The 12,981-nt window shown below is 46.9% G+C and carries 12 protein-coding genes; 1 reads left to right on the plus strand and 11 read right to left on the minus strand.

Annotation, left to right across the window (positions count from 1 at the left end):
- Window positions 1–6: 6 nt before the first annotated feature.
- From M654_RS13180 to M654_RS13220, 9 genes are all read right to left on the minus strand, one after another.
- Window positions 7–1,167: an acyl-CoA dehydrogenase family protein gene (locus M654_RS13180; RefSeq protein ID WP_026587351.1), complete on the minus strand. Its 1,161-nt coding sequence runs from the start codon at window positions 1,165–1,167 to the stop codon at window positions 7–9.
- A gap of 356 nt (window positions 1,168–1,523) precedes the next feature.
- On the minus strand, window positions 1,524–2,795 hold the full coding sequence (locus tag M654_RS13185) for a glutamate-5-semialdehyde dehydrogenase (RefSeq protein WP_026587352.1): 1,272 nt from the start codon (window positions 2,793–2,795) through the stop codon (window positions 1,524–1,526).
- 26 nt (window positions 2,796–2,821) lie between these two features.
- Window positions 2,822–3,943 (minus strand): glutamate 5-kinase, encoded by a 1,122-nt coding sequence (gene proB / locus M654_RS13190; protein ID WP_026587353.1) that lies wholly within the window; start codon window positions 3,941–3,943, stop codon window positions 2,822–2,824.
- A gap of 40 nt (window positions 3,944–3,983) precedes the next feature.
- Window positions 3,984–4,835, minus strand: coding sequence for a pyrroline-5-carboxylate reductase (gene proC / locus M654_RS13195; protein WP_026587354.1), 852 nt, complete (start codon window positions 4,833–4,835; stop codon window positions 3,984–3,986).
- A 329-nt stretch (window positions 4,836–5,164) separates the two neighbouring features.
- Window positions 5,165–5,842: a DUF421 domain-containing protein gene (locus M654_RS13200; RefSeq protein WP_026587356.1), complete on the minus strand. Its 678-nt coding sequence runs from the start codon at window positions 5,840–5,842 to the stop codon at window positions 5,165–5,167.
- 141 nt (window positions 5,843–5,983) lie between these two features.
- A complete protein-coding gene (gene cysC / locus M654_RS13205; protein WP_026587357.1) occupies window positions 5,984–6,577 on the minus strand; it encodes an adenylyl-sulfate kinase in 594 nt (197 codons plus the stop codon).
- Entirely contained in the window at window positions 6,574–7,737 is a 1,164-nt protein-coding gene (gene sat, locus M654_RS13210) for a sulfate adenylyltransferase (RefSeq protein WP_026587358.1), read from the minus strand. The genes cysC and sat overlap by 4 nt, the downstream gene beginning before the upstream one ends.
- The gene (locus M654_RS13215) at window positions 7,700–8,839 is read right to left on the minus strand and encodes a sulfate permease (protein WP_026587359.1); all 1,140 of its coding nucleotides are present in this window, start codon (window positions 8,837–8,839) and stop codon (window positions 7,700–7,702) included. The genes sat and M654_RS13215 overlap by 38 nt, the downstream gene beginning before the upstream one ends.
- Before the next feature lie 15 nt (window positions 8,840–8,854).
- Window positions 8,855–9,565 (minus strand): phosphoadenylyl-sulfate reductase, encoded by a 711-nt coding sequence (locus tag M654_RS13220; RefSeq protein ID WP_026587360.1) that lies wholly within the window; start codon window positions 9,563–9,565, stop codon window positions 8,855–8,857.
- An 823-nt stretch (window positions 9,566–10,388) separates the two neighbouring features.
- Here M654_RS13220 and M654_RS13225 point away from each other — a divergent pair.
- Window positions 10,389–11,153 carry a phosphosulfolactate synthase gene (locus tag M654_RS13225; protein ID WP_026587361.1) on the plus strand — a complete coding sequence of 255 codons (765 nt, stop codon included), beginning with the start codon at window positions 10,389–10,391 and terminating at the stop codon, window positions 11,151–11,153.
- A 20-nt stretch (window positions 11,154–11,173) separates the two neighbouring features.
- Here M654_RS13225 and M654_RS13230 read toward each other — a convergent pair whose 3' ends face one another.
- The gene (locus M654_RS13230; protein ID WP_026587362.1) at window positions 11,174–11,797 is read right to left on the minus strand and encodes a YitT family protein; all 624 of its coding nucleotides are present in this window, start codon (window positions 11,795–11,797) and stop codon (window positions 11,174–11,176) included.
- Between the two features lie 73 nt (window positions 11,798–11,870).
- Window positions 11,871–12,977 (minus strand): mandelate racemase/muconate lactonizing enzyme family protein, encoded by a 1,107-nt coding sequence (locus tag M654_RS13235; RefSeq protein WP_026587363.1) that lies wholly within the window; start codon window positions 12,975–12,977, stop codon window positions 11,871–11,873.
- Window positions 12,978–12,981 lie beyond the last annotated feature (4 nt).

Below are 12,981 nucleotides of genomic sequence, written 5' to 3' on the forward strand. Positions count from 1 at the left end.
GCGTTTTCATTTTAGCGCCTGTTTTCCCATGCCAAGCTGTCTGGCGATGACGAGCCGCTGAATCTCTGACGTACCTTCACCGATTTCCATCAGCTTCGCATCGCGGAGCATCCGTTCAACTCCATACTCTCTCATATACCCGTATCCTCCGTGAATTTGAATCGCCTGGTTGCATGATCTGACGGCCATTTCCGAAGCAAACAGCTTGGCGAATGCGGCTTCCTTTGTAAACGGCTGGGCTTGATCTTTCAGCCAGGCAGCTTTCAAGACCATATTGCGGGCCAGTTCAATTTCCAGCGCCATATCAGCCAGTTTGAATTGAGTCACTTGAAAAGATGAAAGCGGCCGGCCAAATTGCCTCCGCTCGTTGGCATAGGCCAATGAAGCGTCAAAGGCGCCTTGAGCAATTCCAACGGCTAGCGCAGCAATCGAAATCCGGCCGCCGTCTAATGTGTTGAGAAATTGTTTGAACCCTTTTTCAGGGCTGCCCAAAAGGTTTGTTTTCGGTACGCGGACGTTGTCCAATATCACCTGTGATGTATTGGAGCCGCGGACACCCATTTTGTCATACTCGCTTTTAATGGTGAGCCCTTCTGCATCGGTCGGAACAATGATCGCCGATATAATATTTTTTCCGCTGCTGTCTTTTCCGGTGACAGCGGTGACAATGATGGTGCGGGCGTAGCCGGCATTTGTAATCCAGCATTTTTCCCCGTTGATGACATAAAAATCCCCGTCCGTCAGGGCCTTTGTTTGAGTTCCTCCTGCGTCAGAACCCGCATTGGGTTCAGTTAATCCGAATGCGCCAAGCGCTTCCCCTGTCGCGAGGGGAACAAGATGTTCCTTTTTTTGTTCTTCTGTGCCGAAATAATAAATCGGGGAGGCGCCGAGCGATACGGCAGCGGCGTAGCTCAGTCCCGTGCTGCCGCAGGCTCTGCCGACTTCTTCAACAGCAAGCGCATAAGAAATCGTATCACCGCCCGAGCCGCCGTAGTTTTCAGGAAAGGGAATGCCTAAAAGCCCAAGCTTCCCCATTTTTTTGAATGTGTCAATTGGAAATTCGCCCGTTTTGTCAACATGTTCTGCGTACGGAGCAATCTCGTGCTTTGCAAAGTCCCTGGCAAGTTCGCGTATCATCTGCTGTTCTCTTGTCAGTTCAAAATCCACTGGATGACCCCCTTTTTTGTGGTGATATGGATCGTCAATGTTGAAGCAGAAAAACTTTCTAACATTATATTAAAAAAATCCGCCCTTCATGCTATGAGGATGGATGGCGTTTGAAGTATGAAAAAAACCTGCCGATTCCGGCAGGTTTCAGCGTGACGACAAACCCTCGCATTCATTGTCAGGCCTGCTAAATCAGTGCTCACGAATCCATCGGTTAAGTCCATGGACGTGCTGTCCAAACACCGACATCATCACATTCTGTGAAAAGTCGCTCCGATGCTCGGCTTTCCTAGACTGCAAGGGTTAGGTTGAAAAAATCCTAAAACTTTAAACCGTTTTAGGATTTTTCAGTCGTTTTATATTCTGATGTGGCCGTCGCCTTTCATGATAAATTTGCAAGTGGTCAGTTCTTTCAGTCCCATCGGTCCGCGCGCATGAAGCTTTTGCGTAGAAATGCCGATTTCCGCTCCGAAGCCGAGCGCCCCTCCGTCTGTAAATCTGGTGGAGGCGTTATGGTAAAGGGCCGCTGCGTCAACAGTGTTGAGAAAGGCTTCGGCCGTTTCCGGATTCTCCGTAACAATTGCTTCCGAGTGCTTCGTTCCGTATGTTTCGATATGGTCGCAGGCTTCTTCAACACTGCTAACGACTTTAACAGCGATGTCAAGACTTAAATATTCATTCCGCCAGTCGGATTCATCCGCTGGTTTCGCACCGGGAATGTGCCGGAGCGCCTTTTCGTCTCCATGGACTTGAATGTCATGGGCATCTAACGCGGTCTTGAGCGCCTCGCTGTTTTCTTGAAGCCATTGTTCGTGGACAAGCAATGTCTCAAGCGCGTTGCAGACAGCAGGGCGATCCGTTTTTGCATTGATCATAATGCGGAGCGCTTTTTTCGTATCGGCGTCCTTGTCGATATACAGATGGCAGTTGCCGACACCGGTTTCCAATACAGGGACGGTCGCATTTTCTACGACCTCTTGAATAAGAGCGCCCCCTCCCCGAGGAATTAATACATCGATATGTTCTTTCATCTTAAACAGCTCTTTTGTGGCGCTGCGGTCTGTGCTCTCGATAAATTGAACGGCATCCTGCGGAATGGCTGTGTCCGCCAATGCGTCGTGCATGCAAGAGACGATCGCTTTATTGGAGTGTATCGCCGATGATCCGCCTTTTAAAACAACGGCATTTCCGGATTTAAGAGCAAGTCCGGCTGCATCGACTGTCACATTCGGCCTCGCTTCATAAATCATGCCGATGACGCCGAGCGGAACGCGGACTTTCTCTGCTTTTAACCCGTTGTCGAGCGTCCAGCTTGATAGCGTTTCACCGACCGGATCTTCCAGGCGGGCGACATCTTTAAGACCTTTCGCGAAATCGAGCACCCTGTCTTCATTAAGGGAGAGGCGGTCAATGTATGCCGCCTCATAGCCTTTGCTGCGTCCGGCCTCTATATCCTTTTCATTTTCATCGAGAATATATTGCATGTTTGTCACTAAATGCTCCGCCAATGTGAAGAGCGCTTCGTTCTTTTCTTTTTCCGTTGTCAGCCTTAATTGTTTTGCCGCCTTTTTTGCTTTTATCGCTTTTTCCTCAATACGTGCCGGGATGCTCTCTCTGGTCGCTGTCATATCAATTCCTCCTTCTGATTCATTTTTTAAAGCGGGACGGATAGCTCTAAATGACAGACAAACGCTTCTCTGTCAACGACAGCCTGTGAGGAAGCCGGTGTTTCCTGATTCGCATCCTTCTTCCATTTACGAAGCTGTGATGAAGAAAAGTTGACGACACCGAGGCCGATTTCTTCACCTTCCTGGTCAAGGATTCGAACGACGGATCCGTTGCTGAAGCGTCCGTTGATTTCGTAAATACTAGAAGGATACAGGCTTTTTTTACGGTCGATAATAAACTCTTTGCTTTCATTGCTGACGATGATGTCCCCTTCCGGTCCAGAGTTGAAAGCTATCCATTGTTTTTTATGATTGAGGGTCTGTGAATCTTCGTTCGGTTCAAAATACGTTCCCCTCGCAGTCCCATTGATGGCTTCCTGCAAAATATCGGGGTTGTCGGCCCGGCCTAAAAACCCTTTGATGCCTGAAGCCATTGTAATTTTAAAGGCGTCAAGCTTAGACTTCATACCGCCTGTGCCGACATCGCTTCCGGCATCCCCTGCTGAGGCTTCAATTTCCGGTGTGATTTCATTCACTTCTGTCACGAGTCTGGCGTCCGGATCATGTTTCGGGTTGGCGTCGTACAGGCCGTCAATATCAGAGAGAATGGTCAAAAGATCGGCGTCAACGAGCCCCGCCACTTTTGCCGACAGTGTATCATTGTCACCGAATTTGAGCCGGTTGACAGTGACGGTGTCGTTTTCATTGATGATCGGGATGATTCCCCGTTCCAGCAGGACGTTCATCGTGTTTCTGACATTGTTGTACCGTTTTTCATCTGAAAAATCGCTTCTTGTGATCAAAATTTGTGAGCCAATGTAGCCGTGTGATAAAAAAAGCTTGGAATACGACTCGATCAATAATCCTTGACCGACTGAAGCAGATGCCTGTTTTTCCGGCAACGTATCCGGCCGGCTGATGAAGCCGAGCTTTCGGTATCCCGCCGCAACAGCGCCTGATGAGACGAGGAGAACCTCATGCCCTTCATCTTTGAGGCGGACGATCTGCTCAACCAGCTTTTCGAGCTTTTTGCTGCTGATTTCTCCGTGAAGACTTGTTAGCGAGCTGCTTCCTACTTTGACAACTACCCTCTTTTGATTAGAGGTCATTTTATCACTCCTGTGGTATTTTTCCTTATGTTTAGACGTTTTATCTTGCTGCGACTAATTGTTTGAGTTCCTGACTGATGGTTTTTGACCGTTTTGCGGCATGTTTGACCGCCTGCTCGATCGCTTCCCCTCCGCCGTTTTCTTCCAAAGCTTTTAAGCCGGCGGCAGTCGTTCCGTTAGGAGAGGTGATGTTGTCTTTGAGAACAGCTGTGTCTTCAGGGCTTTCCAATAGCATTCTGGCGGCGCCCATGAGTGTCTGTGCACCGATTTCCCTCGTTAATTTTTGGCTTAGTCCGGCTTCGGCTCCCGCTTTTTCAATGTGCTCCATTAAAAAGTAAAAGTATGCAGGTCCGCTTCCGGCAATACCTGTGAAAATGTCCATTTTGCTTTCTTCGATCGTGTAGACTTCTCCCATGCACCGCAGCAGTTGTTTTGCGGTTTTGAAGTGATCGGATTCGACGCTCTTTCCTTCAGACATCGCGGTCGCTGAAGCTCCGATCGCACTCGAAGTGTTAGGCATGATTCTGATGACGGGCTGTTTGTCGTGCAGCGCGTTTTCGATAAAAGAGATTGATATGCCAGCAAGAACTGACAGTATGAGTTGATGAGGTTTGATATGCGGTTTTAAGGATACAAGAGCAGCTTCAGCGTCTTTTGGTTTCATCGCGAGGATGAAGCAATCGATTTTCTGATAGTCGAGGTCTTCCTTTCTGACACCTTGTATCCCGTATTTTTGTTGGAGTTCTTCTAAACGCTTGTGGTTCGCGCGGTTTGTTACATAGATTTGACTGGCGGGCAGTTTTTTAGACTGGACGATGCCTGAAATCATCCCTTCTGCCATGGAACCTGCCCCGATAAAAGCTACGTTTTTTTGATTAAAGATCTTTAACATCTCCCTTTGTTCGCATTTCTGTTCGTATTTTTTTGAACACGGTTAGTATATTAACACTTTAGATATTTATGTCAAGTTTGCGTGTTTTGACTGGACGGTGTCGAGCCTGTGAAAAATGGAGATTTTTGCAGAAAATTTACATAATAAAGGGAAAGTCAATGAGCTGACAAAAGGGGATTTGATTTTGCTGTGTATCTTTTGTCGTTGTGATCCGTTTGAAGGGAAGAATTGCCCTTCTTTCCGCCTGGTATAAAAGTACGAATTCCAAATCATCAATAGCGGTCAAAAAAGGCGAGGACCCGAATCTTGTCGAGCCCTCGTTTTCATCGTCAATATTTGGTGATATAAAGCTGTCCTTCATCACCCCGCCATTCCGCGTACAGAACCTCAGTGTATTGTTTGATGTTTTGGCTTAATAATTGATTTTGCAGCCAAAGTTCATCGAATCCGGCTTCATGGAGGTTATCCTTTTCCAGCTGTCCGTCAAGGATTAATGGGAAAGGAAGCTGAACCTGTTTATTGGGAATGTTTAAATCCTGGTTTGTCGGCGTTCCGTATTGGTGTTTGGGAAGAACGCTGAGCGTGCCGTCTGTTTCCAATATCGCATAATCGACTTCGTTTAAGGAAAAACAGCCTTTTTCACGCGCTAACGTTTGCAGCTGGTTTAAATCAAGCTTGTTTTTTTTCAGTGTGTTGTAGTCGATTTTCCCTTTATTAATGACAAGGCTTGGCCTTCCTTCCAGAAACCCTCTGATGCCTTGAACTTTTTGTGATAAAATTTCGATTGAATAAATGAGAATGCCCCAAACGATGATGGCAAAAAGGATTTTCCAGATGGTAACGTCCTCATCAAAAATTGCGTTTCCGACCATTTCCCCCAAAATTAAAGCGGAAATAAAGTCAAACGGAGTGATTTGTGCGAATTGGGTTTTCCCTAATATTTTCGTCATGAGAAATAATGCTGCAAATCCGATCAACAGTTCAATTGTCAAGTGTAAATACTCCATCAAGGTTCCCTCCCGAGGCTCTCTCTTCATTGTTAACATTCGGGATGCACTTTAAACCAGCGGAATTTTTTTCAGGAAGGCGATAAAAGAAAAAGGCCGATCTGCTGTATGTTCACCAGACAAGCCTTTCATTTTAAATGCTTAAATCCATTCTTTTTCTTGCAAATAAGCGATGACCATATCTGCTGCTTCATCCGCTCCGCAGCGATTTGTATCGATGATCAGCTCCGGATCTGCGGGAGATTCATAAGGGGCGTCGATCCCGGTGAAATCCCGGATCTCCCCCTTCCTTGCTTTTCGATAAAGCCCTTTTGGATCACGCTGTTCACAAATAGAAATCGGACAGCTGATATAAATTTCGATAAATTCGCTTTCAGGAAAAAGCTTTCTGATTTGGTCGCGGTCTTTGCGATACGGAGAGACGAATGCCGTGAGGACGATTTGGCCGCTGTCAACGAAAAGTTTTGCCACCTCACCGATTCTTCTTAAATTTTCAGTCCGATCTTCCTTGCTGAACCCCAGACCTTTGTTCAAACCGTGCCGGACATTATCTCCATCCAGCACATAGCTCCTGATGTTTCTTTGATGGAGCCTTCTGTCGACTTTGTTGGCAAGCGTCGATTTTCCCGAACCGGGCAGCCCTGTGAACCAAAGCACACCGCTTTTATGCTGATTGAGGCGCTGCCTGTCGGCTTTGGTGACAGACGGCTGATGCCAGACGATATTTTGCGTCATATATTCGGGCTCACCTCTTTTTCAGTTTGTTTGGACATACCCCTGATTAATATTTCACTGACTTCAGGACGGGTAAATTCCTGCGGAGGTTTTTGGCCGCTTCTCAACATTTCCCTTACCTTTGTGCCTGATAAGTGGACATGGTCTTCCTTGTCGTGCGGACATGTTTTGAGAGAGCCCATGTTTCCGCATGTTTTGCAATAAAAACAATGCTCGAAAAACAGCGGCGTAATACCGATTTCATCCTCAGTAAATCGGCTGAAAATATGCTGTGCGTCATAGGTGCCGTAGAAGCTGCCGACCCCAGCATGATCGCGGCCTACAATGAAGTGTGTGCATCCGTAGTTTTTGCGGACGAGCGCATGAAAAATCGCCTCTCTGGGCCCCGCATAGCGCATCGCTGCCGGAAATACGGCTAAACAGACGCGCTCCTTCGGATAATAGCTTTTTAAAAGAGCCTGATAGCTTTCCATTCTGACATCAGCCGGAATGTCATCAGACTTTGTCTCGCCGACGAGCGGATGCAGGAGCAGGCCGTCAACGATTTCCAAAGCCGATTTTTGAATGTATTCATGTGCGCGGTGCACCGGATTCCGCGTCTGAAAACCGACAACCGTTTTCCAGCCGCGCTTTTGAAAGTGCTCCCTTGTCTCTTTCGGATCAAGATAAAAGCTTCCGAATGTTTGGCGCTCAGGGCGGCGGATCATCTTGACCGGACCGGCCATATAGACGTTCGGCCGCTGAAACAATTTTTTTACGCCCGGATGACGAAGATCGGCCGTTCCGTAAACATGGACGGCTTCCTTCAGTTTATCGGCGAAAAACAGATCGGTAACCGTCAACACACCGTAGACCGTCTTGTCTTTGACCAGTTTGACAGAATCGCCGATATTGATGCGGCTGAGCGTATCTTTTGCGACAGGAAGCGTGATCGGAATGCTCCAAGGGAGCCCGTTTGCTAGGCGCATCTCCTCAACGACGGACTGATAATCCCGTTCGTTTAAAAAACCGGTTAACGGGCTGTATCCGCCGGTTGCAATCAGCTCCAAATCGCTCAGCGCCATATCATCCAGTTCGACTTCGTGCCGGGCTGTATCCGCGAGATGCACACCGTCAAACCTGTCAACTAAAATCCCTCCATGCGGCTGGTTCCCTTTCATGATTTCTCCCTCCAACGATCGATTTAAAATGGTCCCTTTTTTGATCACCCTTGCGCTTTGATTTGCCGGCCTGTTTCATCAGGCTGACAGAGCCGAGGGTTGCCAGAAATACACACAAGACAACAGCAACTGAGTACAAATCAAATTCAAGAAAGGTCTTGACGAGACTATAGGATATAACAAGAGAAAAAACAGGAGAAACAACCCACACTTTCATAAGTTTCACAATGACGCTTTTGCGGAAGATCGCTTTCCCCTTTTCAGACAATCCGATACCGATAATGCTGCATGTCGTGATCTGTGTTTGCGGAATGGGAATACCGAGGAGTGATGCACCGATGACCAATGAAGCCCCAAGCCCTGAAACGGCCGATCCTTGAAGCAGGGACAATTCTGTAATTTTTTTGCCGTTAGTTTCAATGACTCTGCTTCCAAGGCAAATCGCCCCCATTGCCACAAACAGGCCGCCTAAAAACGTGCCGCTTTCAACCGATAACAGCCCGGCTCCGACCAGTGGGCCGACTGAATTGGCGACATTGTTCATGCCTGCGGAAAACGCCTCTAAAAACCCAGTTAAAATCACGAGCACGACAAGAATGCGCGACCATTTTTTCCGCCTCAGCCGTTTCAGCTTTTGTTCCCCCCTTTTCATCACCAGTCCAATGATGAAAGCGAGAAAAAAAGCAGCGATCGGAACGAGCAGCCAATACATCACAATCAATAGCAATTGATCTGTAAAAACGGCATGAAAGGCGATACCGACACCGACGATCGATCCGACCGTGACTTCGCTTGTCGACAGCGGAATCCCCGTCATATTTGCGATAAAAAGTGAAATCGCCGATGCTCCGAGGATGATTACGACGATATTCACATTGAGAATGGACGAAGGGATAATCCCTGAACCGATTGTTTTGACGACTTCCCCGCCCCCTATCATGGCCCCGAGAAACACGCCGATGCCGCTGATCCATAAAGCAATCCGCCTTTTTTTGACAGCCCCTGAGCCGTAGGCGATGCCCATTGCCGCCGCAGCCCCGCTTGCTCCGATGTTCATGGCAAAAAATAAAGCGATGATAAATGCTAAAACTGTAATTGTCATCTTTCTACCCAGCTCCTACCGGAATTGATGAAGCCCGCATTCCGTTTTTTCGCGATGGGCCCACCTTCCCGCTCTTAAATTGCCGCCGTCTGTCACAGGAAGCGTGCACATCTCACAGCCGATGCTCGGATATTGCTGATCGTGCAGCTTGTGATATGTCAGCTGATGCAGCCTGATGTAGTTCCAGACATCATCCCACGTCCAATGAATCAGCGGACAGATTTTGACCAGTTTAAATTGATCGTCCTTATTCATAAACCGGACATGCCTTCTCGTTTCCGACTGCTCCCGCCTTAGTCCGGTAATCCATGCTTCAATGCCTGAAAGGTGTTCTCTGAGCGGCTCGATTTTGCGGAGGCTGCAGCAAAGATCGGGATGATGCCTCCAAAGCTCGCTTCCGAACCTCTCTTCCTGTTCTTTTAACGAGAGCTTAGGTTTCAGGAAACGTATCGAAAGATCGGGATATGTTTTCCGGATGTCCTCGATGAGGTCGTAAGTCTCCTGAAAGTGCAGCCCCGTATCCAGAAAAACGATGTCAGCATCTTTTTTGATCTTCGAAATCAAATCGATTAATACGATTCCCTCGGCCCCGAAGCTGCAGGCATAAACGATTTTGTTGTAAGTCCTGTAGGCCCATTTCAAAACATCCATTTCACAGCTGAAATGATCCATGACTTTTTTTGCATCATGTTCGTTCCATGTGTTATATGTTAAACACTCGTTCATCTATTTTCCCCCACTTTTAATACAACGTATTTTACTAGCTATACCCTCCCAACAAGACAAAATGAACTGACAGAACATATAGGCAGATTATTCACTTGTAGAGCAAATGTGATCTGGAAAAAACTTTTATGCGCCCACTTTCTAAAAATATTTAAAAAAGCCGGTCTGGTGCGGTCGCATTCTAAGATGAAAAACATTCAGAGGATCCATCATGACGTATGTGTGCATGCAAAATTGAAGGGAATTCCCAAAATACGGGATTATCATAGCATACCGGTCATAAGCGAAACAATCCAATAAATTTATGTATATCATTTACATGTTTGACAATGAATTAAATATTATTCTGAGATATTAAGAGGATGGAATTTTGCCCGATGATTCTTATATATTGGCTGTTTTCATTTTTCATCCAGAATCGCTAGCAGTCTATTTAATATATTGAAATAATCTTGAATGTGAAAAATCGGTGAAATTTTTGTCGCGTTCGCAAAACTGTCACCAATCCCTTTTTGCCGTATTCACGAATGATCCCCCCTTTGAGTGGAACCTTATAAAAGGACGGCGAATATACTTAATTTGACTTCACAATATGGATGAATACCCATACGTAAAGGCTTGTCAGCAGCTGCTTTTGAAATCCGGGTTTTTGCTGATTCAACCATGCTGTCCGCTAAAGGAGGTGAACAGGTTGACTCCTGGCTCAGGAGATCGCAGGAGAAAACGCAGAACAGATGTATCTTTTAGAACGGCAGCGACATGATGGTAAAAAGGCATTTTTCCAAGGTGTGAAAGATACAGTTAAAGATTGTGAGGGGTCATCATGATTTCATCTGAACTGAAACTGCCTGAGAGGCATTTTAAACCGAGAACAAAAGGGATCACCATCCTCATTGACAACGGAGTTCCTTTAAATTTTTTTAAGGACACGGTAAATGGAGCAGCCGATTATATAGATTTTGTGAAATTTGGCTGGGGTACGTCATTAATCACAAAATATTTGGAGGAAAAAATCGATTGCCTCAAGCAAAATGATGTCCAATTCTTTTTTGGCGGGACATTGTTCGAGAAGTTTTTATGCCAGGATAAAATCGAAGACTACTATCGCTATTGCAAAACATACGGGTGTCAGTATGTGGAAATCTCAAATGGGACGATCCGCCTGTCCAACAAAGAGAAAGCGAGCTTTATCTCCGACTTTGCCAAGGAGTTTCATGTGTTCAGCGAGGTCGGCTCCAAAGACAGTGCGATCAGCAACGAGCAAGAGTCCTCGGAATGGATTGACTACATTCTCGAAGATCTTGAAGCCGGGGCGGAAAAAGTCATCACGGAAACGAGAGAAGGCGGAACAAGCGGACTGTGCAAAAGCGACGGGGAAATGCGCTCACAGCTGATTGAGGAAATCCTCCGGTCGGGGATCAAGCCGGACGATTTAATATTTGAAGCGCCGAATAAAAAGATGCAAACGTGTTTTATTGAAAAAATCGGACCTGATGTCAATATGGCCAACATTCCGTTTCAAGACGCGATCCCGCTGGAAACTTTGAGGCTTGGTCTTCGCTCAGATACATTTTATTTGTTTGAATAGGGTTCGCTAAACAAGCGGACCTATTTTTTGTTGCGATAGCCATATAGGGGCATCAACAACGGGCGCAAGCGAATTTGGTAAATAGCATCGATGATCTTGGTTGAAATCCATTGGCAGACCAACGCCTGGATGACGATGCCCCAAGCGATAACGGAAGCCGTGAAGAGAAAAATAAAAGCGTTCATGAAAAATAAAGTCGTACCGGGCTTTCCTCCCCTGTAAATTGAAATCATCAAGGCTAAGGCACCGAATCCCCCGTTGGAAATATTGTATTTATATAATAATCCGACGCCTGCACCCAAAAGGACGGCACCGTAAAATAAGTCAAGCCAAATGTTGTTTGTCGTCATGACAGGCATCATTGTTTCGAAAATCTGCACGGATACGGACGTCATCGTGATGGCTCCCATCGTTCCGATGACCGTAACCGGCTCAAGCCACCTGACAGCCGTCAGAAGCAGGGAAATGTTGACGGCCCAGACGGTTAACCCGTGTGGAACCTGGAACCAAAAGTTAAGGAGCACGGCAATCCCGGCCGCCCCTCCGGATGGAATGTGGTTTGGAAATAAAAAGAGCGCCATACCGAGTCCCTGCAAAACGCTTCCTAAACAACAGGCATATACAATTTTCAATTTTCTTCCCATATGGATGAAATCCCCTTTAAATGAACTTGTCCTCTGTTTACTATATGAAAGGGGAAAAGAAAAATATTCCGCATCAGCCATAGTTTGTCCCGTCCCACAGGTACGCTTTGATCAGGTCTGTATCGACTTCGATCTTATCAGGCACCTGTAGATATCCGTCCTTTAGTTGAATATCGACGATCTTTGTGAACGGATTTTCCATGACGTCCCATTCGAGCGGTTCAATATCTTCTCCATCCATTTTTGACCAAGGGGACAGACAGGCTTGCCCGAAAGCGGCATACAATCTTGACAGCGCACCATCAAAGCTGTGCGGGGAAACCCGCCTTCCAAAATGCCGGGCGAGCTTAAGCGCGCTCTGAAAGTCGTCTGTTCCATATCCGTGAACATAGTCGGGCTGTATGATATCGACGGCATGTTCAAGAAGGAGGGGCAGAAACTGTTTGGCCCCTTTCATGTTTTCTCCCCCTGCAATCGGAAAAGCAGAACTCAAGCGAAGCATGCGATATTCAGCAAGGTCATCAAACGGCATAGGCTCTTCAAACCAAAGCAGATTGCGCCATGCTGCAAGCCGGTGCTCCCACCTGCGGGCGGCCGCCAAGTCATAGCTCTGGTTGGCATCGATGATAAAGCGGATCGTTTCCTCCGACAGCTCTTGAAAGGCATCGAGATGTGCCGCATCTTCAGAAAACGATCTTCCTCCCACCTTCAACTTGACGGTGTCAAACCCTTCCTGTACTTTTTTCTCAACGGACTGAAGCGAATGGCTGATCCAGTCTGGCCTGTCCGAATACGATTGAAACGACGCATAGACCGGTATGCGCTCTCTCAACTTTCCTCCCCATATATCACATATGGATAGTCCGGCTTTTTTTGCCGTAATTTCTGTTAATGCCATGCTGACGGCGGCAGCTGCCCGCTGATGCCACTTTTTAATGACAGCGGTTATCTTCAAGCGGTCCGTCGCCTGTTTTCCAATTAAATAAGGAATGATCCGTTTCTTAAAGCCCGCATCCACCAGCGGCAGAAAGTCAACACACTCCCCCCACCCCGTCAGTCCTGATGCGGTTGTCACGCGAAGCAAATAGCATGTTCTGTAATGTTTGTAGCCATTGGCATCCCCATAAGGTTCAGAAAGCCGATAAAAAAGCGGGAATGTATCTACCCTTTCAATGCGCATGTCT

Source organism: Bacillus sp. NSP9.1, assembly GCF_000465465.2.
GTDB lineage: Bacteria > Bacillota > Bacilli > Bacillales > Bacillaceae > Bacillus > Bacillus sonorensis_A.